Raw genomic sequence first — 25,025 nt, forward strand, 5'->3', positions numbered from 1 at the left:
TTTGAGAGCCTGTCTTTGAACCCCCGTCGAACGTCAGCTGGACTCGCGCGCGATGAGGCTCGTTGTCAGGACGTCGTGCGTTTCCAGGGGGCCGCCCGCGTCACGGACCGCCCGGTCGACCAGTTCCGCGAGGCGCTGGCCCGACAGCAGTTCCAGGCGGACCGTCGACAGACGGGGGCGCAGCAGGCGGCCGAGCAGCAGATCGTCCGCGCCGATCACCGCGGTGTCGCCCGGCACGTCGATCCCCTCGTCCTGCAACGCCCGCATCAGCAGCATCGCGTACTCGTCGTTGTACGCGAAAACGGCGTCCAGGCCCAGCGCCCGCCAGCGCCCCGCGAGCGCCGCGGCTGACTCCTCCTCGTAGGCCAGCCGCAGCGGCTCGACCCGTGCGTCGGTGCCCGCCACGGCCTGGCGTACGCCTTCGAGCCGGGGCCCCGACAGGGTGTCCAGGCCCCGTTCCTCGGGCACGACCACGCCGATCCGGCGGCGGCCGCGTTCGAGCAGGTGCGTCCCCGCGCGGTGGCCGATCTCCCGCTGGTCCATCAGCAGCGCGTGCGCGCCCTCGACCCGCTCGGGTCCGAGGGTGAGCACGGCTCTGGCCCCGGAGCGCTTGAGTACGCTCACGCCGCGCGGCGTGAGCGGTCCCGTGCCCGGCAGCAGGACGGCGACCGGGCGCAGTTCGGCCCAGGCGCGGGCCGCCTCGTCGCCGCGCATACCGACGCTGCCGTAGTGCACGACGGTGTAGTCGAGGCGGCGCAGCGCCCACTGGAGTTCGCTGATGAAGTGGCTGTACAGCGGCCCGACCGGGGCCTGCGGTGTGGGCATCAGCACCATCCGGCTGTGTCCGGCGCGCAGGCTGCGGGCGGCGGCGTGCGGGACGTAGCCGAGTTCCTCGGCGGCCTCGCGGACGCGGCGGCGGGTGGGCTCGCTGATGCGGACGGCCTCGGTGTTGTTCAGGACGTACGAGACGGTCGCGCGCGAGACACCGGCCAGCCGCGCCACGTCGGCGCTGGTCGGCACGGGGCCCGGCGCGGACGGCTGCGGTGCCGGCCGGTGCGCGGACGGGTGCACGGATGGCTCCGCTGACGGCTGCGCGGACGGCTGCACTCGCGACTGCGGTGTCTGCTTCGGTATCTGCGCCATGACGTCTCGCATCTTTCCAGACGGCGGTGGCCGCGCACCGGGCCGGGCCCGCTTCGGCAACGAAATCCGTAGCGCGCCGCTCGTGGCGCGCCTCCGGCATACCGCGACACGCCGTCGGCGGCTAACGTTCGTTCACAGGTACAGATCCCCGGGCGAGAGGTGTTCCGTATGACCCCCGCGACTCCCGATCGCGCGGCAGGCCTCGCGCAGACCGCCAGGGCGCTGGCCGACGGCACGGTCTCGTCCCGGAAGCTGGTCGAGGAGAGCCTGGCGCGGATCGCCGCGTCGCAGCCCACGCTGAACGCCTTCAGGCGGGTGCGTACGGACGCGGCACTGGAGGAGGCCGACGCGGCGGACCGGCGGCTGGCCGCGGGCGAACGGCTGCCGCTGCTCGGGGTGCCGGTCGCCGTGAAGGACGACATGGATGTGGCGGGCGAGCCCACCGCGTTCGGCTGCCGCGGCGACTTCCCGCCCAAGAGTGCGGACGCCGAGGCGGTACGCAGGCTGCGGGCGGCCGGTGCCGTGATCGTCGGCAAGGCCAACACCTGCGAGCTGGGCCAGTGGCCGTTCACCGAGGGCCCGGCCTTCGGCGACACCCGCAATCCGTGGAACACCGCGTACACGCCCGGGGGTTCGTCGGGCGGCTCGGCGGCGGCGGTCGCGGCGGGGCTGGTGCCCGCGGCGCTCGGCTCCGACGGTGCGGGGTCGGTGCGGATACCCGCGTCCTGGACCCATCTGGTCGGGATCAAGCCGCAGCGCGGCCGGATCTCGACCTGGCCGGACCCGGAGGCGTTCCAGGGCATCACGGTGAACGGTCCACTGGCCAGGACCGTCGAGGACGCGGCGCTGCTCCTTGACTGTGCGAGCGGCAGCCATCCCGGTGATCTGCACCGGCCGCCCGCCGTCCGGCTCGGTGAGGCGGTGGGCCGTGATCCGGGGCGGCTGCGGATCGCGCTGTCGCTGCGGATGCCGTTCACGGGGACGCCCAAGCACCTCGACCCCGTGGTCAGGGCGGCCGTGCTGCGGCTCGCGGCCCGGCTGGCCGCGCTCGGCCACGAGGTCGAGGAGGCGGACCCGCACTACGGCCAGATCGGCCTGTCGTTCGTGCCGCGCGCCACCACGGGGGTCGCCGACTGGGTCACGCGGGTGCCGGACCCGTCCCTGCTCGATCCGCGCACCAAGGAGGCGGCCCGGCTCGGTCGGACGCTCCGCGGAGCGCCGCTGCGGCTGGCCCGCAGGGCGGAGGTGTCGCTGCACCGACGGGTCGGGGAGATCTTCCGGCGGTACGACGTGGTGCTCGCGCCGACGACGGCCACTCCCCCACCGCGGATCGGCACGTTCGCGGAGTTGAGCGGCTGGCGCACCGACCGGACGATGATCGCCGCCTGCCCGTACGCCTGGCCGTGGAACGTGCTCGGCTGGCCGGGTGTCAGTGTGCCCGCGGGGTTCACGCCGGGCGGGCTGCCGGTGGGGGCACAGCTCCTGGGGCCCGCCAACTGCGAGCCGCTGCTGGTGTCCCTGGCCGCGCAGCTGGAGGCGGACCAGCGGTGGTACGAGCGCTGGCCCGCGCCGGACGAACTGGTGACGCCCACGGTCTAGTTCCGCGAACGCCACGGTCTGGTTCAGGGAGCGCCACGGTCTGGTTCAGGGAGCGCCACGGTCTGGTTCAGGGAACGTGCGACCCTGCGCGACCACCCGCTCCGACCAGGCCATACCCTTCCCCGCGTGACCACGTACACGGATGACGCACAGGTGCCCGACTCCCCCGGCCGCAGCGGCCCTTGCGCGACGACTGAGGCCGATCCCGAACGAGTGGGGCAGGTGCGGACGACGTACGCCCCGGAGAAGGACGGCGACCCCGATCCCGGAGAGATCGTGTGGACCTGGGTGCCGTATGAGGAGAACGACGGCCGCGGCAAGGACCGCCCGGTGCTGATCGTCGCCCGTGAGGCGAGTGGCACGCTGCTGGGCGTGCAGCTGTCCAGCCGGGCGCGCGGGAACGACCGGGACTGGGTACCGTTGGGCAGTGGACCGTGGGACCGCACAGGACGCGACTCCTGGGCGGACACCGACCGGGTGCTGCGGGTGCACGACCAGGGCATGCGGCGCGAGGCGTGTGCGCTGGACCGGATGCGGTTCAACCTGGTCGTGCGACGACTGCAGGAGCGCTACGGCTGGCAGTGAGCCGCGCGTCCGCCCCGGGGCCCGCGTGACCCACGTACCCGCGTGAACGCGCGGTGAGCCCCGAGTGTCGGGTGACGCAAAAGAATTCCGGTGCGCTCCAGGCGCTCTTGTGTGAAGCTTCCCGAGCGTCTTGGGTGGATGAGGCGTGCGCCGACCCGGATCACCTGTATCCGGGTCGACGGACTCTCCGCTGGTCTTCGGAAGGAGTGTCCGGCCATGACTGAGGCCGACTGCACGGAGCGTCACCAGAGGGTGAGCGAGAGCGAGGTACAGGCACTGGTCCACGGCATCTGCTTCAAGACCGGCCCCCCTCGTGCCCTCGGTGTCGAACTGGAATGGCTCGTCCACGAGCTGCGTGAACCGCGGCTCCCCGTACCACCCGACCGGCGCGCGGCGGCCTACGCCGCGATACGCGCGCTCCCTCTCAGTTCGGCCGTCACGGTCGAACCCGGCGGCCAGCTGGAGCTCAGCTCGCTGCCCGCCGCATCCCCCGCCGAGTGCGTCGCCGCCGCCCGCGCCGACCTGGACCGCGTACGCACCGAACTCCGCCGCTTCGGGCTCGGTCTCACCGGAGCCGGACAGGACCCCTGGCATCCGCCGCGCCGCCTGCTGCACGAGCCGCGGTACGACGCGATGGAGACCTATCTCGACCGTACAGGTCCCGCGGGCCGCTCCATGATGTGCTCGACGGCCTCCGTACAGATCTGCGTGGACGCCGGTTTCGAGGAGCCGGGGCCACGCGGATACGCACGGCGCTGGCGCCTGGCGCATCTGCTGGGCGCGGTACTGGTGGCCGCGTTCGCCAACTCACCGCTGGACAACGGGCGGCCCACCGGCTGGCGGTCGACGCGCCAGGCGGTGTGGGCGGCGATCGAACCGGGCCGGTCGGCGGCCCCGCCGCTCGACGAGGAGCCCAGGTCCGCGTGGACCCGGCATGTGCTGGACGCGCCGGTGATGTGCGTCCGAAGCCCGGACGCGCCCTGGGCGGTGCCGCGAGGGCTGTCCTTCCGTGACTGGTTGCGCGGTGGGCTGCCGCGGCCGCCGACCCGCGCCGATCTCGAGTACCACCTGACCACCCTGTTTCCGCCCGTACGGCCGCGCGGCCATCTCGAACTCCGCATGATCGACGCCCAGTCGGGCGACGACGGCTGGGTGGTACCGCTCGCGGTCGTGGACGCGCTCTTCGACGACCCCGAGGCGGCCGAACATGCCTACCGCCTCGTCAAGCCCCTGGCGGAGCGGGCCTCGACCGCCCCGGACCCGGCCACCGCCCGCACCGCCACCGCGCCGCACGACGCCCTGTGGCTGGATGCCGCGCGGCATGGCTTGGCCGACCCCGAACTGCGCGACGCCGCCGCGGGCTGCTTCGCCGCGGCCCTCGACGCGCTGCCCAGGCGCGGCGTCCCCACGGCCGTGCGGGACGCGGTCGGGGCGTTCGCCGAGCGCTATGTGGACCGGGGGCGCTGCCCCGCCGACGATCTGCTGGACCGAGTACACGGGAGGCAACCGTGACCGCCGTTTTCGAGAGCCCACCGCACCCCGAGGCGCTGCGCGCGGGTGCCGTCGCCGCGCTCACCACGGCCCGGGACCGTACCGACCTGCTGACCAGCTGCGTCGAGGACGACCAACTCACCGCGCAGCACTCGCCGTTGATGTCCCCGCTGGTCTGGGACCTGGCGCATATCGGCAACCAGGAGGAGCAGTGGCTGCTGCGCGCCGTCGCCGGACGCGAGCCGATGCGGCCGGAGATCGACTCGATCTACGACGCCTTCGAGCACCCGCGCGCCGAGCGCCCCACCCTGCCGCTGCTGCCGCCCGCCGAGGCCCGGCAGTACGCGTCGGAGGTACGGGGCAGGGTCCTGGACCTGCTGGAGCGCACTCCGCTGGAGGGCTCGGGGCTGCTGGACGCGGGCTTCGCCTTCGGCATGATCGCCCAGCATGAGCAGCAGCACGACGAGACGATGCTCATCACCCACCAGCTGCGCCGCGGCCCCGCCGCGCTGACCGCCCCCGACCCGGCGCCCGCGCCCTCGGGGCCACCGCTGCCCGGTGAAGTCCTGGTGCCCGGGGGCCCGTTCACGATGGGCACGTCGGCCGAGCCGTGGTCGCTGGACAACGAGCGCCCGGCGCATCAGCGCGAAGTGGCCCCGTACTGGATCGACACGACCCCGGTGACCTGCGCCGCGTACCTGGAGTTCATGGCGGACGGCGGGTACGCACAGGAGCGCTGGTGGGACCCGGCGGGATGGGCGCTGATCCAACGGCAGAGCATCGAGGCCCCGTTGTTCTGGCACCGCGAGGGTGGCCAGTGGCTGCGCAGACGGTTCGGGGTGACCGAGCCGGTGCCGCTGAACGAGCCGGTGCTGCACGTCAGTTGGTACGAGGCCGACGCGTACGCCCGTTGGGCGGGGCGGCGGCTGCCCACCGAGGCCGAGTGGGAGAAGGCCGCCCGGCACGACCCGGTCTCGGGCCGCTCGCTGCGCTATCCGTGGGGCGACACGGACCCGACGCCGGAGCGGGCCAACCTGGGCCAGCGCCATCTGCGCCCCGCTCCCGCGGGCAGCTACCCGGCGGGGGCTTCTCCCCTCGGGGTGCGCCAGCTGATCGGCGACGTATGGGAGTGGACGTCGAGCGACTTCCTGCCGTATCCGGGGTTCGCCGCGTTCCCGTACCGGGAGTACTCGGAGGTCTTCTTCGGGCCCGACCACAAGGTGCTGCGCGGCGGGTCCTTCGCGGTCGACGCGGTGGCCTGCCGTGGCACGTTCCGCAACTGGGACTACCCGGTCCGTCGGCAGATCTTCTCCGGGTTCCGTACGGCACGCGACGCGGATCCCGCGGCAGGGGGGCGCGGCTGATGTGCCGTCACCTCGCTTTCCTGGGCCCGCCGGAGCCGCTCGGCGACCTCCTCGTACGGCCGCCGCACAGCCTGTACCGGCAGTCGTGGGCGCCGCGCCGCCAGCGGTACGGCACGGTCAACGCCGACGGCTTCGGGGTCGGCTGGTACGCGGAGGGCGATCCGGTGCCCGCCAGGTACCGCAGGGCGGGTCCGGTATGGGGCGATGCCTCGTTCGCCGACCTGGCCCGGGTGGTGCGCAGCCCAGCCGTCCTCGCGGCGGTGCGGGACGCGACCGTGGCGAGCGCGGACGGGGAGGCGGCGGCCGCGCCGTTCGCCTCGGGCCGCTGGCTGTTCAGCCACAACGGCGCGGTGTCCGGCTGGCCGCGCTCCCTGGCCGCCGTCGCGGCCGCTCTGCCACCCGAGCGGCTGCTCGCCCTGGAGGCCCGCTGCGATTCGGCCCTGGTCTGGGAACTGGTGCTGCACCGGCTGCGGTCCGGTGCGGAGGCAGAGCAGGCCCTGGCCGACACCGTGCTGCAGGTCGCGGCCGCCGCGCCGGGCTCGCGGCTCAATCTCCTCCTCACGGACGGCGAGTCGATCACCGCCACCGCCTGGGGCGACAGCCTCTGGTATCTGTCCGCTCCGGGCCGCCGCACGGTCGTGGCGTCGGAGCCCTACGACGACGATCCGCACTGGCGCGAGGTCCCCGACCGCACCCTGCTGGCTGCTAGGCCCTGCCGTCACACTCCCGCCTGCCCCACGACGCCATGCACGCACTCTCGCCGCACCGGGCACAGACCCGAGTACGTCCAGTACGAGGGCCTGCACCCGGCACGCCGAGAGCACGCACCTGACGCCGCAGGGTCCGCCCTCCGGGCGGACGGCGGGAGTGTGACGGCCGGACCTAGCCCGGCCGACGTCCTGCTCACTCCGCTCAAGGAAGCACCGGCAGCACCCGAAGAACAGTGCGACACCGCCCCACCCGTACCCACCAAGGAGCCCATGGCGTGAGTCCGTTCCACCTCACCCGTACCCTGCCCGACGACGCCACCGACGCCGCGCTGCGTGCCGACGTGCTGCACGGGCTGACCCAGGACCCCAAGACGCTGCCGCCCAAGTGGTTCTACGACGCCCAGGGCAGCGAGCTGTTCGAGCAGATCACCGCACTGCCCGAGTACTATCCGACGCGCGCCGAGCGGGAGATCCTGCTGGCCCGCGCGCCGGAGATCGCGGCGGCGTCCGGGGCCCGCACCCTGGTCGAACTGGGCTCAGGATCGTCCGACAAGACCCGGCATCTGCTGGACGCGCTGCCCGAACTGGACGCCTACGTCCCGGTCGACGTCAGCGCCAGCGCCCTGGAGCAGGCCGGGCAGGCACTGGCCGCCGAGCGCCCAGGCCTCGACGTACACGCCCTGATCGCGGACTTCACCCACGGTCTGGAACTGCCGCCGACGCCGGGGCCGCGGCTGGTGGTGTTCCTCGGGGGCACGATCGGCAATCTGCTGCCCGCCGAGCGTGCGGCGTTCCTGGCGTCGGTGCGCACCCTCCTCGACCCCGGTGACACGCTGCTGCTCGGCACCGACCTGGTCAAGGACGAGGCGCGGCTGGTGGCCGCGTACGACGACGCGGCCGGGGTGACCGCCGCCTTCAACAAGAACGTCCTGAAGGTCATCAACCGTGAGCTGGGGGCCGACTTCGACCCCGAGGCGTTCGACCATGTCGCGCGCTGGGACGCCGAGCGGGAGTGGATCGAGATGCGACTGCGGGCGCGCACCGCGCTCTCGGTGAAGGTGCCCGCGCTGGATCTGGCCGTCGACTTCGCGGCGGGCGAGGAGCTGCGTACGGAGGTGTCGGCGAAGTTCCGCGAGGAGCGGGTCCGGGCCGAGCTCACCGCCGCGGGGCTCGAACCCGTGCGGTGGTGGACGGACGCGGCGGGCCGGTTCGCCCTGTCGCTCGCCCGCGGCTGACGCGTACCGCCTCTCTTCAGGAGCGGTTCTCGTCGAGGAGTTCGGTGATCCGGCGCGAAGCCTTCGCGGCCTCTCGTGCCGGATCGCCGCCGATCAGCACATCGGTCATGTACCGCTTGATCGGGTTCTCCGACTCGACGGCCGCCCACCGCCGCGCGCTGGGCGTCGCGCGCCCGTGCGCCGCGCCCGCCGCCATGGCCGCGACGGCCTCCTTGTCGGCGACGGCACCGGCCAGGGTCGTCTTGTTCGGTACGTAGTTCATGGCCTTGGCCAGTTCGGTCTGCCAGGTCTTTCCGGCCAGTGCCCCGACCACCGCGACCGCGCCGCGCGGCTGGTCGGTGCGCCGGGGGACGACCAGGTCGGAGCCGCCGGTGAAGACAGCGCCCGGCTTGTCCGCACGCTTGCCCGGGATAGGGAAGAAGCCGAGTCTGCCCTTGAGTTCGGGGTTCTGCTCCTCGATGAGGGTGGCCGCCGATGGCACCGAGATGATCTGCGCGACCCCGCCGTCGGCGAAGACCCCGGACTGCGGTGGGTCCTCCTCGTCCGCGGCCTTGGGGCCCTTGCCGAGCGCCTGCAGCTGCCGGTAGAAGTCCATGCCGCGCAGCGCGGGGGGGCTGTCCAGGGCGCCCTTCCAGCGTCCGCCTCGCTCCTTGGCGAGCTCGCCGCCCTCTTCCCAGATGAACCCGGCGAGGGTGTACCAGTCCTGCCCGGCGAGGTAGATCCCCTGGTTCGGGCCGGTGTTGAGGCGTGCGGTGTCGCGCAGCCACTGGGCGCGCGTGGTGGGCGGCTTCGTGATCCCGGCCTCGTCGAAGAGCTGCTTGTCGTAGATGACGACACGGTTGGCGGCGTACCAGGGGATGCCGTACTGGGCGCCGCCGTGGCTGCCGGGTTCGGCGAGGCCCGGCAGCCAGTCGTCCATCCCGAAGTCCCGCATGGACTCCAGGGTGAGGTCGAGCAGTCCGCCGTCGCCTACGTACTGCGCGACCTGGGTGTTTCCTACCTCGATGACATCGGGGGCGGCGGCGTCCTCGTTCTCCAGGGCGGCGGAGACCTTGGCGCCGATGCCGGTCCAGTCCTGGATCTGGATGTCCAGGGTGAGATCGGTGTGCTTCCGCTCGAACGCCTCGGTGAACTTCTCCAGGAATCCGGCCGACGCGCTGCCCTTCATCAGCCATACGGTGACCGTGTCCCGCTCGTCGTCCGAGCCGGACAGAAGTCCGCAGCCGCCGAGCGCGGCCGTGGTGGCGAGGGCCAGACAGACGGCGAGAAGTCGCTGTTGCAGCACGTGGGTCACCCTTTGGTGTGCGGACACGGAGGATCGCCCGATGTGGGGGAAGCGCCGTGCGCTTGTTCGGGTGTGGCTGGATTTTGGTATGTACCAATGGACTGGTCAAGGGTTCCACGGTCTTTTCCCAGCCGGTGGACCCCACCGCCTCGCGCGCGGCGGCCCTCTGGGGCACGGTGGAGTGACCAGCGAGCGAAGGAGTGCGACGCCATGTCCGACCACACCTACCGGGTCACCGAAATCGTCGGCACCTCACAGGAGGGCGTCGACCAGGCCATCCGCAACGGCATCGACCGCGCCTCGCAGACGCTGCGCGGCCTGGACTGGTTCGAGGTGACACAGGTGCGCGGCCACATCGTGGAGGGCGCGATCGAGCACTACCAGGTGGGCCTGAAGCTGGGCTTCCGCCTGGAGGACGCGGAGGGGTAGCGGTCCACGGCCGAGGCTAGGTCCGGCCGTCCCGCTCCTGTGCCTCTGTCAGGGCCGGTGACTCCGTCGCCCAGCGGGCCCGTACGACCTTGAACCCGGCCCGCTCGGCCTCGTCGCACACCAGCTCGTCGTCGTCCACGAGCATCCGCACCTCGCGGCCGCGCGCCAGCCGGCGCAGGATCGCGAGCTTGGTGTGCCTGGCCGGTCTGCGGTCGTCGTTGCGGCGCATCCACACCCGGCCCGCGGGCAGACCGTGCAGTTCCAGCCACGCGAGGGTGTCCGCGCGGCAGCGCTCGGGCCGCCCGGTGAGGTACTGGACCTCGCACTCCGCGGCGCTGCGCAGCACCAGCTCGATGCCCTGCCGCAACGGCGGGTCATCGGGCGCGGCCGCGAAAAAGGCCGACCAGTCGCGGGGTCTGCGCTCAAGGAAGTGCTGGCGGTGCGCGGTGTCCGCGAGGGTGTTGTCCAGGTCGAACACGGCCAGCGGCCGCTGCGCGTGATCCATGGCCACAGCCTACGACCGAGGGGAATCCCCACGGTTCCCGAGCGTTGAACCGGAGGTGACCTCAGTTATCCCGAAGACCCGCTTCTCCATCCTGGACCGCTCCCGCACCCGCCAGGGCCACGACGCCCCCGAGGCGCTGCGCGACACGGTGCGCCTCGCCCAGCAGGCGGAGGCGCTCGGCTATCACCGCTTCTGGGTGTCGGAGCACCACAGCGTGCCGGGCGTCGCGGGCTCGGCCCCCACCGTGCTCGCGGCCGCCGTGGCCGCCGCCACGTCCAGGATCCGGGTCGGCACCGGCGGGGTGATGCTGCCCAACCATCAGCCGCTGGTCGTGGCCGAGCAGTTCGGGGTGCTCGAGTCGCTGTTCCCCGGCCGGATCGACATGGGGCTCGGCCGCTCGGTCGGCTTCACGAAACTGATCCGCAAGGCGCTGGGCCGGGACAAGGAGGACGCCGAGGACTTCGGGGACCAGCTGCGACTGCTGCTCGGGTTCCTCACCGGCGAGCAGCGGACCTACCCCCAGGTGCACGCCCGCCCGGCCGAGGGCCTGCACATACCCCCGTACGTGCTGGCCACCGGTGCGGGCGCGGACATCGCGGCGGACGCCGGGCTGCCGCTGGTCATCGGCGACATCCGCGGCCGTAGCCGGATGCTGGCCGCGATCCAGCGGTACCGCGACCGCTTCAAGCCCTCCCGCTGGGCGGACGCGCCGTATGTCGTCATCTCGGGCAGCGTCGCGGTCGCCGACACCGCCGAGCGGGCCCGTCGGCTGCTGATCCCGGAGGCCTGGTCGATGGCGTACTCGCGCACCCACGGCGTCTTCCCGCCGCTCGTCCCGGCCGAGGAGACCGAGGCGCGCGAGATGACGCCCAAGGAGCGTGAGCTGTACGAGTCGGGGATGCGCGGCCAGCTGTACGGCACCGAGGACGAGGTGGCCGGCGCGATTGAGGAGCTGATCTCGAAGAGCGGCGCGGACGAGGTCCTGGTCACCACGTCGACGTACGACCGGGACGCCCTCCTGGACTCCTACCGTGGCCTGGCCCGGCTGGCAGGACTCACCAGCGCCTAGGATCGTGGGGTTTGCCGCCCCACAGCCACCGCGGAGAGTCCCGATGCACAGCCCCCACGATCCGTATGTGCGCGTCCGCGGCGCCCGCGAGCACAACCTGCGCGGGGTCGATGTCGACATTCCGCGGGATGTCCTCGCCGTCTTCACCGGGGTCTCGGGGTCCGGGAAGTCGTCGCTGGCGTTCGGGACGATCTACGCGGAGGCGCAGCGGCGGTACTTCGAGTCCGTCGCGCCGTACGCACGGCGCCTCATCCACCAGGTGGGCGCGCCCAAAGTCGGCGAGATCACCGGGCTGCCGCCCGCGGTGTCCCTGGAGCAGCGCCGTTCGGCGCCGACCTCGCGGTCGTCGGTGGGGACGGTGACCACGCTCTCCAACTCGCTGCGGATGCTGTTCTCGCGTGCGGGCGACTACCCCGAAGGCGCCGAGCGGCTCGACTCGGACGCCTTCTCGCCGAACACCGCGGCCGGGGCGTGCCCGGAGTGCCACGGGCTCGGCCTGGTGCACCGTACGGCCGAGGAGCTGCTGGTCCCCGACCCCTCGCTGTCCATCAGGGACGGGGCGGTGGCCGCCTGGCCGGGTGCCTGGCAGGGCAAGAACCTGCGCGATGTGCTGGACGCGCTCGGCTATGACGTCGACCGGCCCTGGCGCGAGCTGGACCAGCAAGACCGGGACTGGATTCTGTTCACCGACGAGCAGCCGGTGGTCACGGTGCACCCGGTGCGCGAGGCGGGCCGTATCCAACGCCCGTACCAGGGCACCTATATGAGCGCCCAGCGCTATGTCCTGAAGACCTTCGCGGACTCCAAGAGCCAGACCCTGCGCACCAAGGCCGAGCGGTTCCTGCGGAGCGCGCCCTGCCCGGAGTGCGACGGCAGCAGGCTGCGCCGCCGCGCCCTGGCCGTTACCTTCGCGGGCCGGACGATCGCCGAACTGGCCGCGCTGCCGCTCGCCGCGCTGGCCGGGCATCTCGGCGCCGCGGGCGGCTCGGAGACGGCCCGTGTGCTCAGCGCCGATCTGCTGGCCCGGATCGAGGTGGTCACGGAGCTCGGCCTCGGCTATCTCTCGCTGGACCGCCCGACGCCGACGCTGTCCGCGGGCGAGCTCCAGCGGCTGCGGCTCGCGACCCAGCTGCGCTCGGGGCTCTTCGGGGTCGTGTACGTCCTGGACGAGCCGTCGGCCGGGCTGCACCCCGCGGACACCGAGGCGCTGCTCACGGTCCTGAACCGGCTGAAGGCGGCGGGCAACTCGGTGTTCGTCGTGGAGCACCACCTGGAGGTCGTACGGCAGGCTGACTGGCTGGTGGACGTCGGCCCGCGCGCCGGTGAGCACGGCGGGCGGGTGCTGCACAGCGGCCCGGTGGCGGACCTGGCGGGGGTGGAGGAGTCGGCGACGCGCCGCTTCCTCTTCGACCGGGAGCCCGCGCCGCCGCGCCCGGTACGCGCTCCGGAGGGCTGGCTGAAACTGACCGGTGTCAGCCGTCACAACCTGCGCGGCCTGGACGCGTCCTTCCCGCTCGGGGTGCTCACGGCCGTGACGGGCGTCTCGGGGTCGGGGAAGTCGACGCTGGTCGGGCAGGTACTGCCCGGTCTGCTGGCGGAGCGCGGCGAGGAGGGGGTTCCCGTCACGTCGCCCGCGGGGCTCGGCGGCATCGACGGTGCCGAGGCCGTGCGGCGTGTGGTGCAGGTCGACCAGCGGCCCATCGGGCGTACGCCGCGGTCCAACCTGGCCACGTACACCGGTCTGTTCGACGTCGTACGCAAGCTCTTCACCGAGACCGACGAAGCCAGGGCCCGCGGCTACCGGGCGGGACGGTTCTCGTTCAACGTGGCGGGCGGGCGCTGCGAGACCTGCCAGGGTGAGGGCTTCGTCTCCGTGGAGCTGCTGTTCCTGCCCAGTACGTACGCGCCGTGCCCGGACTGCGCGGGGGCGCGCTATCTGCCCGAGACCCTGGAGATCACCCACCGCGGCCTGAACATCGCCCAGGTCCTGGACCTCACCGTGGAGAGCGCCGCCGAGTTCTTCGCGGACACCCCGGCCGCGGCGCGCAGCCTGAAGGCGCTGCTCGACGTGGGCCTCGGCTATCTGCGCCTGGGGCAGCCCGCCACTGAGCTGTCGGGCGGCGAGGCGCAGCGCATCAAGCTGGCCAGCGAGCTGCAGCGGGTACGCCGCGACCACACCCTGTATCTGCTGGACGAGCCGACGACGGGGCTGCACCCGGCCGATGTCGAGGTGCTGATGCGGCAGCTGCACGGGCTGGTGGACGCGGGCCACTCGGTGGTGGTCGTCGAGCACGACATGGATGTCGTGGCGGCGGCCGACTGGGTGATCGACCTGGGCCCCGGCGGCGGCGACGAGGGCGGCCGTGTGGTGGCGTGCGGGCCACCGGCCGACGTCGCGCGGGCGGCGGGCAGCCGCACCGCCCCGTATCTGGCGCGCGGGCAGCGCGGTTGAGCGAGCCGCTCGGGCCGGTGAGTAAGCCACCCGCGCCCGGTGAGCGAGCCGCTCGGGCCCGGCGAGCGAGTCGCCTGGGCCTGGTGAGCGGGCCCGCCGGCCCTGGCGACGTCAGCCCACCGCGTCCACCAGGGCCAGGGTGTGCAGCCGGTCCGGTGGTCCTGGGCGTGCGTAGTACCAGCCCTGGGCCGTGTCGCAGCCGAGGCGACGCAGCTGGTCGGCCTGGACTCCGGTCTCCACGCCCTCCACCGTCACCGACAGGTCCAGGCTGTGGGCCAGGGACACGATCCCCTCGACGATCTTGAGGTCGACCCGGTCCGCGGGGTAGTGCTGCATGCCCTGGGTGAACGACCGGTCCAGCTTGAGTTCGCTGACCGGCAGCCGGCGCAGGTTGGCCAGGTTCGAGTAGCCCGTGCCGAAGTCGTCGAGGGCGATGTTGACGCCCATCTCGGCCAGCAGGCGCAGGGGTTTGAGCAGATCGTCGTCGGCGCCGATCAGGGCCGACTCGGTGACTTCCAGGCAGAGCGCGCCGGGTTCCAGACCGACCCGCTCCAGGATGTCCACCGTGTCGGCCACCAGGCCGGGGTGGTAGAGCTGGCAGGGCGACAGGTTGACGTTGATCCGCACCGGGCCGCCCGGCAGGTGCCGCTGGTGCCAGTTGTGGGCCTGGCGCACGGACTCCTCAAGCACCCAGCGCCCGAGCGGCACGATGAGCCCGGTGTCCTCGGCCAGCGGGATGAACCGGTCGGGACCCAGCACCCCGTGCTGCGGATGCAGCCAGCGCACCAAGGCCTCGGCGCCGCAGACGTTCCCGTCGCCGAGGTGTACGAGCGGCTGGTACTCGATGAAGAACTCGCCGCGCTCCAGCGCCGCGGGCAGGGCCGTGGTGAGCGAGTGCCGGGTGATGGTGCTGGCGTCGACCTTGGGGTCGGCGAGCTCGAAGCGGTTGCCGCCGGCCGACTTGGCGCGGTACATCGTGATGTCGGCGCTGCGCAGCACCTCGGCGGGGGTGCGCTCGCCCGATGGTCCCTCGACGATGCCGATGGAGCCGCGGACGGTCAGCTCCCGGCCCTCGATACGGATCGGGATCGCCAACATACTGAGGATGCGTCCAGCGAGCTCGTCGACCTCGCGCTCGGTGTCGGGCCCGGTGGTGAGGGCGACGAACTCGTCGCCGCCGAGCCGGGCGACCATCTCACCCGGTGCGGTGGCGCAGGACTGCAGCCGGTCGGCGACCTCGACCAACAGCCGGTCGCCCGCCGCGTGGCCGAGGCTGTCGTTGATGGCCTTGAAGCCGTCCAGGTCCAGGTAGCACAGGCCGAAGCGCTTGCCGTCGGCCCCGGCGAGCGCCTTCTCCAGGCGCTCGAAGAACAGCGTGCGGTTGGGCAGCCCGGTGAGCGCGTCGTGCGTGGCCTCGTAGCGCAGCCGCAGGTTGAGCAGGCGGCGCTCGGTGGTGTCCTCCATCAGGGCCAGTTGGTACTGCGGCCTGCCGTCGGCGTCCCGCAGCAGCGAGACCGTCAGGTTGGTCCACAGCACGGTGCCGTCCTGGCGGTAGTACGGCTTCTCCACGCGGTAGTGGTCGCGCTCGCCCCGCACCAGCTCCTCGTACAGGCGCCACACCTGGGGGGCGTCGTCGGGATGGGTCCACTCGCTGACCTTGCGGCCGCGGATGTGCTTGTCGAGACCGCCGCCGAACATCCGCAGCATGGCGTCGTTGACCTGAAGAACCGTTCCGTCGAGATCGGCGATGCCGATGCCTATGGCGGCGCCCTCGAAGACCGCGCGGAACCGTGCCTCGCTGGCGTGCAGCGCTTCGGCCACCGCGTGCCGGGCGTCCAGCGCGGCGCGGGAGATCGCCTCCTGCTCGGCCAGGGTCCGCTCGCGCAGCGCCTGGGCGAAGCCCGCGGCGACCGCGTGCTGCAGCCGGGCGCAACGCACGCGCAGCTCCTCCTGGCCACGCTCGGCGCCGCAGTACAGCACCAGGTAGGCGTCGACGACGTCGAGGGTGCGGCTGAGTGCCTCGGGGTCGGTGCAGTGGGTGTCGACGAGCGCGGCACCCACCGCGTGTCCGGCGGCCGCGTCGAAGGCGCGGGCCGCGAGGGCGTCCCGCAGCACGCGCGCGTGGGGCAGCAGCTCCTCCTCGAACTCCTGGCGGGTCAGCGACGTCGCTGTGACGGGGAAGATCGCCCGGCTCCATATCGTGGCGAACCGGCGCAGTCTCCCCTCCGGCCCGTCCTGCTCGTCGTTCACGCCGTGCGCCCCACCCCGGCATAGCCGGAGAAGGCGAAGGGGTCCTCCTGATCGAGCGGTGCCTCCGGCCGCCAGCGCGCGATCGACACCAGTCCCGGTTCCACCATCTCGTACCCCTCGAAGAATCGCGCGATCGCCTCGCGCGAGCGCATGATCAGCGGATTGCGGATGTTCTTGTATACACCGACGGTGCCGGAGGCCTGTTCCTCGGGGAGCGGAACGCCGTCGAACGAGGCGTGGGTGAGGATCAGCAGGCTGCCGGGCGCCAGCGCGTCACGCAGTTCGGTCACCGCGGCGTACGGGTCGTCCGCGTCCTCGACGAAGTGGAGCACGGCGACCAGCATCAGCGCCACCGGCCGGTCCAGGTCGAGCAGTTCGGTGACCGGGGCGCTGCCCAGGATCTCCTGGGGCTTTCTGAGGTCACCGGCCACGACGCCGGCGTCGGGGTTGCCCTCAAGCACCGCGCGGCTGTGCGCGACGGCGACCTCGTCGTGGTCGGCGTAGACGACGCGGGCGCCGGGGTGCGCTCCCTGGGCGACCTCGTGGACGTTGCCGAAGGTGGGGATGCCGGAGCCGATGTCCAGGAACTGGGTGACGCCCTGCCCGACCGCGTACCGCACGGCCCGCCGCATGAAGGCACGGTTCGCCTGCATGATCTTCGGCAGTCCCGGCATGAACTCCATGGCCTTGCGGGCCGCGTCGCGATCCGCCTCGAAGTTGTGCGAACCGCCCAGGTAGTAGTCGTATACGCGGGCCACGCTGGGGACCGAGATGTCGATGCCCTGGGGGGCCCAGGCGGGTCGCTCCATGGTGTCTCCAAGGAATTGGCGTGCCAGTGTTCGAGCTGAGGCTACTGATCGCTCGCCAACGGGTCGAGTAGAACCGGAAATTGCTCGTCCGTTCTCGGTCACTGCCTGCGGCAAATGCATCTGCAGCTGCACGTGCAGGCTCTCGATTCCCTGGAAAAACCCATGAGTAGGCCCCTCTTCCGCCAAGCGGAAGAGGGGCCTACCGAGGGATCACTCCTTCCTGCGCGAGGTCAACTCTTGGGGGCGCCGACCGGCTTTCCCTCGGGCGAGACGGCGTACCAAGTGCCGCCCACCCCCTGGCCGTTGGTGTCGCCGGGCTTCTTGTCCGCGGCGAAGGTGTAGAGCGGCCAGCAGTCGATGGTCTGCTGCTTGGCACCGTCGGGGCGGTCGAAGACGACAAAGCCCCGGTTCTCTCCGCTGCCCTTGAGATCGATGCCCTTGGTGTCGTTCGCTTCGACGGGCTCGACCACCGGCCACTTCTTCAGGCATTCGCCGGTGCAGGCGGTCTTCATGGGCCAGGCGGAGTCCTTCATGAAGCGGTAGACCGTCATGCCGTTCTTGTCGATGACGATCTCGCCGAGCTTGGGGTCCTTACGGGTCGACATCCCCGGCAGGTCGGCCACGTCGCCCCCTTCTGCCGGCTCACCGGCGCCTGCCTGGTCGCCGGCGTCTGCCTGGTCACCGGCGTCGGCGTCGCCCCCACTCCCGGGTGCCGCCTTCTTGCCGTCGGGCGCCGCGGCGTACCAGGTACCGCCCACTCCCTGCCCCTTGGCGTCCCCCGCCTTCTTGTCCTGGGCATAGCGGTACATCGGCCACCCGGCGATGGTCAACTGCTCGGTGCCGTCACTGCGCTCGATGGAGCCGAGCAGTGCGACGTCCACGCCGGGGGGCGCCTTGGCGTCGTCCGCGGACACCACGGGCCAGGTCTTGGCGCAGTCTCCCTCGCAGTTCGACTTGGGCGGCTCGGCGGTGTCCTTGTCGAAGCGGTAGAGGGTGAGCCCCGCGCTGTCCGTGACCACCTTGCCGAGCTTCTTGCTCTCCCAGACCCCGAGCTGGCCCGCGGGCTTCGCCTCGGCCTGGCCACTCGCGCCGTCCGCGGCCCCGTCGCCGTATCCGCCGCCCGAGCTGTATCCGCCCCCTTCCGCGGGGACGGCATTGCCCACGGACTGCCCCTTGGGGGAGTCCGAGCCCTTGTCCTGACCGCACGCCGCCGTCAATGTCAACACGGCCGCGGCCGCCACCGCCATCGAGGCGCTGCGCCAGGTATTCATCGTCCGTCAACTCCTGCCGTTCTCCGGGATGTCGCGGAGCTCGGATGCGCCGCACATGGCCCTAGGTACGGGAGCGGGGTGCGGATGTGTTCAACGCGAGCGGTGATTTCTTTTCGGCGGCTCTCCTCGGCGGCTCGCCGCCGGGGTCCCCTGACCGGGGGACACCGATGCCCCATTCGCTCGACTGCGATCGCGGCCACTCGGCGCATTCCCTAGCGTTTCGCTCATCGAGGTGCATTGACGGCATACGTGGAAGAGGTCCGCGGCTGCTCCTCGGGGACCCGGAGGATTCACCATGCGCGCGATACGGACGGCGTCCGTCGCACTGCTCTCGGCCGGCGCCCTGGCGCTCGGCTCCACCACCGCCAGTGCGGCCATAACGGGCGACACCAGCAACATCACGTCGTTCGGCTTCAGCGTCACGCCGTCGACCGTCGCGGCCGGTGGCCATGTCACGCTCAAGGCGGACGGCTGCGACAAGCCGGTCACCGTCACCTCCGGGGTCTTCGACACCGTCAAGATCCCCAAGGGCGACACGGTCTCGGCCAAGGTGGACTGGGACGCCAAGCCGGGTGCGACGTACGAGATCACCTTCGACTGCAAGGGCGAGACGGGCACCACCGACCTCACCATCGCGGCCGGAGGCAACCACCAGAACACCACCGGTGGCACCATCCACCGGGGCGTCAAGGCGGGCGCCGGCGGCAGCTTCGGCAACCTGGACATCGGCGAGATCGCCCTGGGCGCCGCGCTGATCGTCGGGGCGCTGGGTTCCGCCGTGTACTGGGCGCGTCGCCGCCCCGGCGAGGACGAAGCCTGAACCACCCACCACCACACAGCACTTCGCCCCGGGATTCGAGGGAATCCCGGGGCGAAGTGCTGTCTACGGCGCCGCGCCGACCGCACGGACGGCGGCGGGGTGTCAGGCCCTGGACTCACCGCGGCGGCGCATCCAGAACACGCCACCGCCGATCGCCGCGGCCGCTACCAGACCGCCGCCGATCGCCATGTCGGTCGGCGTCGCGCCGGTGCTGCTGCTGCCGCCGACACCGCCGCGCACGCCGCCGTGGATGACGGTGAAGGCGGCGTTCTTGGTGACGGTGCTGCTGCCGCAGTGCACCGTCACGTCCTTCGCCCCCACGGTGGCGTTGCTGTTGACCGTGGCGCGGGCCCGGAACACATCGCCCTGGTGGTGCCGCAGCCTCGCCGTGGGGAACGCGTCCGAGAACACCCTCCCGCCGGAGCAGGCGTGCTCCCTGACCGAGATGGTCACCGTGCCGCCGCGTGGGACGACGCTCGGGGACACGCTGACAGCACTGGCGTCCCAGGCGCTGGCAGCAGGCGCTGCGAGCCCGAGGAACGTACCGGCGACGGCCGCGACCGCCAGGGCACGAGTAGTACGCATTGGGACCTCCGCGGCAGGCGCCCCGGGGAACCGTCCCCGGTCGATTGGCGAGAGCGCCTCCCAGAAAGACCCTCAGGCGCCTTGCCTGGGCCCGCATTTCGGGGATCCGCCGTACCGGTGAGCCGACACGCCGAGCGAAGTCCATACAAAATGACGTACCCGCAGGTCACGGACCGTCAGAAATCTCCTGCCGCACGCAACTCGGATGGCGCACCGCACCACGGTCCACCACCCGTTCGCCCGCGCTCTGTCGCCACTCTCGCGCCGCGCGCTTAGCGTTCTGCCATGTGCAACGGACGTGGCGGCCCCGCCGCGTCGAGAGGGGATAGAGATGCCTTCGTCCCACCCGGCCGAAGAGGAGGAGCCGCAGCGCAGGCGCGCGCCCTGGGGCGTGATAGCGCTTGTCCTGCTGACCGGCCTCGCTCTGATACGGAATGGGTCCGGCGAATTCGCCGTAGGGCCGCCGCAGCCCGCGAGTGCTGCCGCCGCCGACAGCAGTGTCCCCGCCGCGCGGAAGAACCTGGGCCCCGCGCCGCTGCCCTTCTCGCTGGCGGACCGCATCAGGATTCCCGCGATCCAGGTGGACGCGCCGGTCCAGCCCGTGGGTCTGGACCCCGACGGCTGGGTGGACGCGCCGCCCGCCGAAGAGCCCAACCTCGCGGGCTGGTTCACCGGTGCCGTATCGCCTGGCGAGAAGGGAACCGCCGTCATCGACGGCCATGTGGACAACGACTCGGGCCCGGCCGTGTTCTACGGGCTCGGTTCGCTGAAGAAGGGCAATCGCGTCGAAGTCCTGCGCAAGGACGGGCGCACCGCCGTTTTCGAGATCTACGGCATCGAGGTGTTCGAAAAGCGGAACTTCCCAGGCACCAGGGTCTACGGAAACACCGGCGCCGCGGAACTGCGGGTGATCACCTGCGGCGGCGGCTTCTCCAAGAGCGAGGGCTACGACGGAAACGTCGTGGTGTTCGCCCGCCTGGCCAGCACCCGCTGACCGGGCGGGCGAACGCCCGCTGAAGGGCGAATGTCCGCTGGGGGGCGAATGTCCGCTGGGGGGGCTCAGACCGCCATGCTTCGGGGCGCGCTGAAGTGGTAGCCCGCGTCAAGGAGCCGCGGCAGATACGTCCTGAGCGCCTGGACGCTCTGTGAGCGGTCGCCGCCCGCGTCGTGCGACAGCACCACGACACCGGGGCCCGCGCCGTCCAGCACCCGCCGCACGATCGTGCCGGTGCCCGGCTCGCGCCAGTCGAGGGTGTCCACGGTCCAGGCGAGCGGCTCCATACCGAACTCGGAGCCCAGCTGGAACGTCGCCCGGTTCCAGGCCCCGTACGGTGCGCGGAACCAGCGCGGCGGCTCCCCCACCAGGTCGTCCACGACGTCGCTGGTGCGCTCGATCTGGCGGCGGATCGCGGACCGGGAGAGCAGGGTGAGCTGCGGGTGCGACCAGGTGTGGTTGCCGACGGTGTGCCCGTCGTCGGCCATCCGCCGCATCAGGTCCGGGTTGGCCTCGGCCATCTCGCCGCAGACGAAGAACATCGCCCGTACGTCGTAGCGGCGCAGGGTCTTCAGGATGCCGGGGGTGTAGCGGGGGTCGGGCCCGTCGTCGAACGTCAGCACCATCCGGCGCTCCGAGTCCGCCATCTTCAGGATCGGCGCTTTGCGCACGGCGGGCCTGGCGGGCAGTTCCCGCTGCGGGCCGTAGCCGGTCATGGGGCGCAGCCGGTAGGCGGCAGAGTTGCGAGGGCGGCCGGCCGGGGGTCCTGGCGCGGGCGGCGGTGAGGCGGCGGGTGTCTTCGTCGGCGTGCCCGCCCGGTCCGCGCTCCAGCAGCCGGCCGCGGCGGTGAGGCTGAGGAGGGCCGCGCCGCGCAGCAGCACCCGCCGAGCTGGCAGCCGCCCCTGGAGCATGGCGGGCAGTTCATCGTTTTTCATGACTACTACCTCGCACGGCCGCGTCCCGGCGGGCTTCACCAACACGGCGGCGCGTACGAAAGCACCTGATGGGACCGGCTCGGGATGCGGGATGCTCAGCGGCGGCGTACGAGGGGGAAGGGCAGCGTCTCGCGGATGGTGAGGCCGGTGAGGAACATGACGAGGCGGTCCACACCGATGCCGAGGCCACCGGTGGGCGGCATCGCGTACTCCAGGGCGTCCAGGAAGTCCTCGTCCAGCTCCATCGCCTCCGGGTCGCCGCCCGCGGCCAGCAGCGACTGCGCGGTCAGCCTGCGGCGCTGCTCCACCGGGTCGGTCAACTCCGAGTATGCGGTGCCCAGTTCGGTACCGAAGGCGACCAGGTCCCAGCGCTCGGCCAGACGTGGGTCATGGCGGTGCTGGCGGGTGAGCGGCGAGACGTCGGTCGGGAAGTCCTTGTAGAAGGTGGGCAGGGTGGTCTTCTCCTCGACGAGGCGCTCGTACATCTCCAGGACGACGTCGCCGCGGCCGTCGTCGACGGTGTACGGGACTCCCGCCCGGTCGCAGTGCCGGTGCAGGGCGGCCAGCTCGGTGTCGGCGTCGACCTCCTCGCCGAGCGCGTCCGAGACGGCGCCGTACACCGTCTTGACCGGCCAGGGACCGGAGATGTCGTGGGCGACGAGGCGGCCGCTCGCGTCGGGCTTGTGGGCGATGGGTGAGCCGAAGGCGGCGGTGGCCGCGCCCGGGATGAGTTCGCGGGTGAGGTCGAGCATCACGTCGTAGTCGGCGAAGGCCTGGTACGCCTCCAGCATGGTGAACTCGGGGTTGTGCTTGTAGCTCACGCCCTCGTTGCGGAAGGTGCGGCCCATCTCGAAGACCTTCTCCAGGCCGCCCACGCACAGCCGCTTGAGGTATAGCTCGGGGGCGATACGGAGGTACAGGTCGAGATCGTAGGCGTTGATGTGGGTGGTGAAGGGGCGGGCGTTGGCGCCGCCGTGGATCTGCTGGAGCATCGGCGTCTCGACCTCCAGGTAGCCGCGCTCCAACAGGCCCTGGCGCAGGGCCTGGACGGCGGTGGAGCGGTTGCGTACGACCGCGCGGGCGTCGGGGTTGGCGACGAGGTCCACATAGCGGCGGCGGACCTTGGCCTCGGGGTCGGCCAGGCCCCGGCGCTTGTCGGGCAGCGGGCGCAGGCACTTGCCGGTGAGCTGCCAGTCGCTGACGAAGACGGAGAGCTCGCCCCGGTCGCTGGCGCCGATCTCGCCGCTGGCCGTGATGTGGTCGCCGATGTCGGTGTCGGCCGTGAAACCGTCGAGCCCGGCGCCGGAGTCGACGCGGGTGAGGACGAGTTGGAGGTCGCCCGACCAGTCGCGCAGTACGGCGAAGACGACGCCGCCCAGGTCGCGTACGAGCATCACGCGGCCCGCGACGGTGGTGCGCTCCCCGGTGCGGGTCCCCGCGGCCAGTGCGGGGTGTGCGGCGCGGACGGCGGCCAGGGTGTGGGTGCGCTGGGCGATGCCGACCGGGTAGGGGTCGGTGCCGTCGGCGCGCAGCCGCTCCAGCTTGCGGTGCCGGACGCGGACCTGTTCGGGGAGGTCGTCGACGGGGTCGCGGTCGGCCTGCGGCGCGTCACCGGTCAGGCCGAGCGCGGTGAGGGACGGCAGGCCTTCGGTGGTGGACGGGCGTACGGAGAACGCGGCCGAGCGATGGCCGTTGCCCCACAGCTTGCGCAGGCTCGGCACGGAGACGAAACCCTCGGCGATGCCGGAGGCCAGGCTGACCCGGGCCAGCGAGCCCGCGTCGCCGTAGCAGATGAAGCGCGGGTACCACTCGGGGTCGTACTTGGCGTTGGAGCGGTAGAGGGCCTCCAGCTGCCACCACTTGGAGAAGAACAGCAGCAGCTTGCGCCACAGGCGCAGCACAGGGCCCGCGCCGATGCGGGCGCCCTCCTCGAAGACGGAGCGGAACACGGCGAAGTTGAGGGAGATCCGGCGCACGCCCAACTTGCCCGCCTGGGCGCACACTTCGGCGACCATGAACTCCATGACGCCGTTGGGTGCGCTGCGGTCGCGCCGCATCAGGTCGAGGGAGATACCGTCCCTGCCCCAGGGCACGAAGGACAGCAGGGCAAGGAGTCTGCCGTCGGCGCCGTGTGCCTCGGCGAGCAGGCAGTCGCCGTCGGCCGGGTCGCCGAGGCGGTCCAGCGCCATCGAGAAGCCCCGCTCGGTCTCGGTGTCCCGCCAGGCGTCGGCCCGGTCGATGACCTCCCGCATCTCCGCGTCGGAGAGGGTGGCGTGGCGGCGCACCCGGCAGCTGGCGCCGGTGCGCTGGACCCGGTTGACGGCCTGTCGGGTGACCCGCATGTCGCGGCCGTCCAGGTCGAACTTCGCGGTGTGCAGGATCGCCTCGTCGCCGAGTTGCAGGGCGCCGAGTCCGGCGCGCGCGTAGGCCTTGGCGCCCTCTTCGGACGCGCCCATCACGGCCTGCGCCCAGGCGTAGCGGCGGGCCGCGGCCAGCCACGCCTCGATGGCGGGCTGCCAGGCCCCCACGTCGCCGACGGGGTCGCCGCTGGCCAGGCAGACGCCCGCCTCCACGCGGTAGGTGACGGCGGCCTTGCCGCTGGGCGCGAAGATGACGGCCTTGTCGCGGCGGGTGGCGAAGTAGCCGAGCGAGTCCTGGCCGCCGTACGCGCCGAGCAGGGCCCGGATGCGGGCCTCCTCGTCGCCGTGCAGGGCGGCCTCCATGCGCTGGGAGCGGAAGAGGACGGCCACCGCGTTCAGCAGGGCCAGGGCGCCGAACAGACCGAGGAAGAAGTTCACCGGGCGCGCCGCTCTGCCGTCGAACTGGCCGGTGCTGACCAGTCCCCCGCAGACCCGGTTGACCGCCCAGAGCAGCCGCTGGCCGCGCTCCAGGGTGCCGGGGAACAGCTCGACCAGGCCCCAGCCGACGAGGATCGCGACGACCAGTCCCCCGGCCAGGACGGCGAGCGCCCGCAGGAAGGCGCCGCGCCGGGCGTCCGCGGAGAACTCCTTGTGTGCCGAGGCGAGCAGCACCAGCGCGGCGCCGCACACGATCGCCGACGGCAGCGCCTCCTGCCACAGTCCCACGGCGATCCACACGCCATCGGCGATGAGCAGCAGGGACAGATAGACGACGACGATCCGCCAGGCGATGGCCTTGCGGGACGCGCAGGCCGCGGCCAGCAGGAACAGGAACACCGCGTAGGCGAGGTTCGCGCTGAACGGGACGGTGAGGGTGTCCAGCAGGTTGGTGAAGGGGCGCAGCAGGCGGCGCAGCGGGTGGATCAGCGCGAGCAGCGCACAGAACGCCCCGAGCAGCCCGAAGAAGGTCGCGAAGCCCTCGGGGACCTTCCGCAGGAAGCGGTCGCCGGGGCGGTTCCCGCGCGTGTCCCGCGGCGCTGGTTCGCCTGTGGCGGGCCCGGATTCCTGGACGCTGGCGCTCATGGTCCGACTCTAGGAAGGCGCTGGCACCGCCGCCTGTCGAGCGGGGCGTAC

At 72.1% G+C, this 25,025-nt stretch carries 19 protein-coding genes and 1 pseudogene; 11 read left to right on the forward strand and 9 right to left on the reverse strand.

The window, feature by feature from the left end; genetic code table 11:
* Positions 1-33: 33 nt before the first annotated feature.
* Positions 34-1,143, reverse strand: a complete 1,110-nt coding sequence (locus tag U9R90_RS03540) for a substrate-binding domain-containing protein (protein WP_411054884.1) — start codon at positions 1,141-1,143, stop codon at positions 34-36.
* Positions 1,144-1,311: 168 nt separating this feature from the next.
* Between U9R90_RS03540 and U9R90_RS03545 the strand changes: the two genes are divergently transcribed.
* The 6 genes and pseudogenes from U9R90_RS03545 (at position 1,312) to egtD (ending at position 8,127) form a co-directional block, all read left to right on the forward strand.
* Positions 1,312-2,742 carry an amidase gene (locus tag U9R90_RS03545; RefSeq protein ID WP_411054885.1) on the forward strand — a complete coding sequence of 477 codons (1,431 nt, stop codon included), beginning with the start codon at positions 1,312-1,314 and terminating at the stop codon, positions 2,740-2,742.
* A 126-nt stretch (positions 2,743-2,868) separates the two neighbouring features.
* On the forward strand, positions 2,869-3,327 hold the full coding sequence (locus U9R90_RS03550; protein WP_411054886.1) for a type II toxin-antitoxin system PemK/MazF family toxin: 459 nt from the start codon (positions 2,869-2,871) through the stop codon (positions 3,325-3,327).
* 216 nt (positions 3,328-3,543) lie between these two features.
* Positions 3,544-4,839: an ergothioneine biosynthesis glutamate--cysteine ligase EgtA gene (gene egtA / locus U9R90_RS03555; protein ID WP_411054887.1), complete on the forward strand. Its 1,296-nt coding sequence runs from the start codon at positions 3,544-3,546 to the stop codon at positions 4,837-4,839.
* On the forward strand, positions 4,836-6,182 hold the full coding sequence (egtB, locus tag U9R90_RS03560; protein WP_411054888.1) for an ergothioneine biosynthesis protein EgtB: 1,347 nt from the start codon (positions 4,836-4,838) through the stop codon (positions 6,180-6,182). The genes egtA and egtB overlap by 4 nt, the downstream gene beginning before the upstream one ends.
* A pseudogene (gene egtC, locus U9R90_RS03565) lies at positions 6,182-6,889 on the forward strand (ergothioneine biosynthesis protein EgtC); the annotation flags it as partial. The gene egtB and the pseudogene egtC, both read left to right, overlap by 1 nt.
* Before the next feature lie 278 nt (positions 6,890-7,167).
* Positions 7,168-8,127 carry an L-histidine N(alpha)-methyltransferase gene (gene egtD, locus U9R90_RS03570; RefSeq protein ID WP_411054889.1) on the forward strand — a complete coding sequence of 320 codons (960 nt, stop codon included), beginning with the start codon at positions 7,168-7,170 and terminating at the stop codon, positions 8,125-8,127.
* 16 nt (positions 8,128-8,143) lie between these two features.
* Here the strand turns inward: egtD and U9R90_RS03575 are convergent, their stop codons facing one another.
* Positions 8,144-9,409 carry an extracellular solute-binding protein gene (locus U9R90_RS03575; protein ID WP_411057627.1) on the reverse strand — a complete coding sequence of 422 codons (1,266 nt, stop codon included), beginning with the start codon at positions 9,407-9,409 and terminating at the stop codon, positions 8,144-8,146.
* A gap of 213 nt (positions 9,410-9,622) precedes the next feature.
* Here U9R90_RS03575 and U9R90_RS03580 point away from each other — a divergent pair, with 213 nt between their 5' ends.
* Positions 9,623-9,841 (forward strand): dodecin, encoded by a 219-nt coding sequence (locus tag U9R90_RS03580; protein ID WP_411054890.1) that lies wholly within the window; start codon positions 9,623-9,625, stop codon positions 9,839-9,841.
* 16 nt (positions 9,842-9,857) lie between these two features.
* On the opposite strand, the gene U9R90_RS03585 is transcribed toward U9R90_RS03580, so the two are convergent.
* Positions 9,858-10,346 carry a hypothetical protein gene (locus U9R90_RS03585; protein WP_411054891.1) on the reverse strand — a complete coding sequence of 163 codons (489 nt, stop codon included), beginning with the start codon at positions 10,344-10,346 and terminating at the stop codon, positions 9,858-9,860.
* A 55-nt stretch (positions 10,347-10,401) separates the two neighbouring features.
* On the opposite strand from U9R90_RS03585, the gene U9R90_RS03590 reads away from it, so the two are divergent.
* Together U9R90_RS03590 and uvrA are read left to right on the forward strand one after the other, a co-directional pair.
* Positions 10,402-11,415 carry an LLM class flavin-dependent oxidoreductase gene (locus tag U9R90_RS03590; RefSeq protein ID WP_411054892.1) on the forward strand — a complete coding sequence of 338 codons (1,014 nt, stop codon included), beginning with the start codon at positions 10,402-10,404 and terminating at the stop codon, positions 11,413-11,415.
* 43 nt (positions 11,416-11,458) lie between these two features.
* Complete coding sequence (gene uvrA / locus U9R90_RS03595) at positions 11,459-13,867, forward strand: excinuclease ABC subunit UvrA (protein ID WP_411054893.1); 2,409 nt, start codon at positions 11,459-11,461, stop codon at positions 13,865-13,867.
* Between the two features lie 111 nt (positions 13,868-13,978).
* On the opposite strand, the gene U9R90_RS03600 is transcribed toward uvrA, so the two are convergent.
* From U9R90_RS03600 to U9R90_RS03610, 3 genes are all read right to left on the reverse strand, one after another.
* Entirely contained in the window at positions 13,979-16,117 is a 2,139-nt protein-coding gene (locus U9R90_RS03600) for a putative bifunctional diguanylate cyclase/phosphodiesterase (RefSeq protein WP_411054894.1), read from the reverse strand.
* Positions 16,114-16,926 (reverse strand): SAM-dependent methyltransferase, encoded by an 813-nt coding sequence (locus U9R90_RS03605; RefSeq protein ID WP_411054895.1) that lies wholly within the window; start codon positions 16,924-16,926, stop codon positions 16,114-16,116. Before U9R90_RS03605 ends, U9R90_RS03600 begins: the two co-directional genes overlap by 4 nt.
* Before the next feature lie 230 nt (positions 16,927-17,156).
* Positions 17,157-18,197: an SCO0930 family lipoprotein gene (locus tag U9R90_RS03610; RefSeq protein WP_411054896.1), complete on the reverse strand. Its 1,041-nt coding sequence runs from the start codon at positions 18,195-18,197 to the stop codon at positions 17,157-17,159.
* A gap of 295 nt (positions 18,198-18,492) precedes the next feature.
* Here U9R90_RS03610 and U9R90_RS03615 point away from each other — a divergent pair, with 295 nt between their 5' ends.
* Positions 18,493-19,017 (forward strand): hypothetical protein, encoded by a 525-nt coding sequence (locus U9R90_RS03615; protein ID WP_411054897.1) that lies wholly within the window; start codon positions 18,493-18,495, stop codon positions 19,015-19,017.
* Between the two features lie 102 nt (positions 19,018-19,119).
* Here the strand turns inward: U9R90_RS03615 and U9R90_RS03620 are convergent, their stop codons facing one another.
* Positions 19,120-19,602: a hypothetical protein gene (locus U9R90_RS03620; RefSeq protein ID WP_411054898.1), complete on the reverse strand. Its 483-nt coding sequence runs from the start codon at positions 19,600-19,602 to the stop codon at positions 19,120-19,122.
* A 331-nt stretch (positions 19,603-19,933) separates the two neighbouring features.
* On the opposite strand from U9R90_RS03620, the gene U9R90_RS03625 reads away from it, so the two are divergent.
* Positions 19,934-20,596 carry a class F sortase gene (locus U9R90_RS03625; protein WP_411054899.1) on the forward strand — a complete coding sequence of 221 codons (663 nt, stop codon included), beginning with the start codon at positions 19,934-19,936 and terminating at the stop codon, positions 20,594-20,596.
* A 65-nt stretch (positions 20,597-20,661) separates the two neighbouring features.
* Here the strand turns inward: U9R90_RS03625 and U9R90_RS03630 are convergent, their stop codons facing one another.
* Positions 20,662-21,531 (reverse strand): polysaccharide deacetylase family protein, encoded by an 870-nt coding sequence (locus tag U9R90_RS03630; protein ID WP_411054900.1) that lies wholly within the window; start codon positions 21,529-21,531, stop codon positions 20,662-20,664.
* A 95-nt stretch (positions 21,532-21,626) separates the two neighbouring features.
* The gene (gene lysX / locus U9R90_RS03635) at positions 21,627-24,974 is read right to left on the reverse strand and encodes a bifunctional lysylphosphatidylglycerol synthetase/lysine--tRNA ligase LysX (protein WP_411054901.1); all 3,348 of its coding nucleotides are present in this window, start codon (positions 24,972-24,974) and stop codon (positions 21,627-21,629) included.
* Positions 24,975-25,025: the final 51 nt, after the last annotated feature.

It is taken from the genome of Streptomyces sp. E11-3 (assembly GCF_046540415.1).
GTDB lineage: Bacteria > Actinomycetota > Actinomycetes > Streptomycetales > Streptomycetaceae > Streptomyces.

What these genes read in the sequence shown, in the direction of transcription:
- U9R90_RS03615 (WP_411054897.1), top strand. Translation starts at nt 18,493, where the DNA reads ATGCGCGCGATACGGACGGCGTCCGTCGCACTGCTCTCGGCCGGCGCC.
- U9R90_RS03545 (WP_411054885.1), top strand. Translation starts at nt 1,312, where the DNA reads ATGACCCCCGCGACTCCCGATCGCGCGGCAGGCCTCGCGCAGACCGCC.
- lysX (WP_411054901.1), bottom strand. Translation starts at nt 24,974, where the DNA reads ATGAGCGCCAGCGTCCAGGAATCCGGGCCCGCCACAGGCGAACCAGCG.
- U9R90_RS03630 (WP_411054900.1), bottom strand. Translation starts at nt 21,531, where the DNA reads ATGAAAAACGATGAACTGCCCGCCATGCTCCAGGGGCGGCTGCCAGCT.
- U9R90_RS03585 (WP_411054891.1), bottom strand. Translation starts at nt 10,346, where the DNA reads ATGGATCACGCGCAGCGGCCGCTGGCCGTGTTCGACCTGGACAACACC.
- U9R90_RS03625 (WP_411054899.1), top strand. Translation starts at nt 19,934, where the DNA reads ATGCCTTCGTCCCACCCGGCCGAAGAGGAGGAGCCGCAGCGCAGGCGC.
- U9R90_RS03620 (WP_411054898.1), bottom strand. Translation starts at nt 19,602, where the DNA reads ATGCGTACTACTCGTGCCCTGGCGGTCGCGGCCGTCGCCGGTACGTTC.
- U9R90_RS03580 (WP_411054890.1), top strand. Translation starts at nt 9,623, where the DNA reads ATGTCCGACCACACCTACCGGGTCACCGAAATCGTCGGCACCTCACAG.
- U9R90_RS03610 (WP_411054896.1), bottom strand. Translation starts at nt 18,197, where the DNA reads ATGAATACCTGGCGCAGCGCCTCGATGGCGGTGGCGGCCGCGGCCGTG.
- egtA (WP_411054887.1), top strand. Translation starts at nt 3,544, where the DNA reads ATGACTGAGGCCGACTGCACGGAGCGTCACCAGAGGGTGAGCGAGAGC.
- U9R90_RS03605 (WP_411054895.1), bottom strand. Translation starts at nt 16,926, where the DNA reads ATGGAGCGACCCGCCTGGGCCCCCCAGGGCATCGACATCTCGGTCCCC.
- uvrA (WP_411054893.1), top strand. Translation starts at nt 11,459, where the DNA reads ATGCACAGCCCCCACGATCCGTATGTGCGCGTCCGCGGCGCCCGCGAG.
- U9R90_RS03540 (WP_411054884.1), bottom strand. Translation starts at nt 1,143, where the DNA reads ATGGCGCAGATACCGAAGCAGACACCGCAGTCGCGAGTGCAGCCGTCC.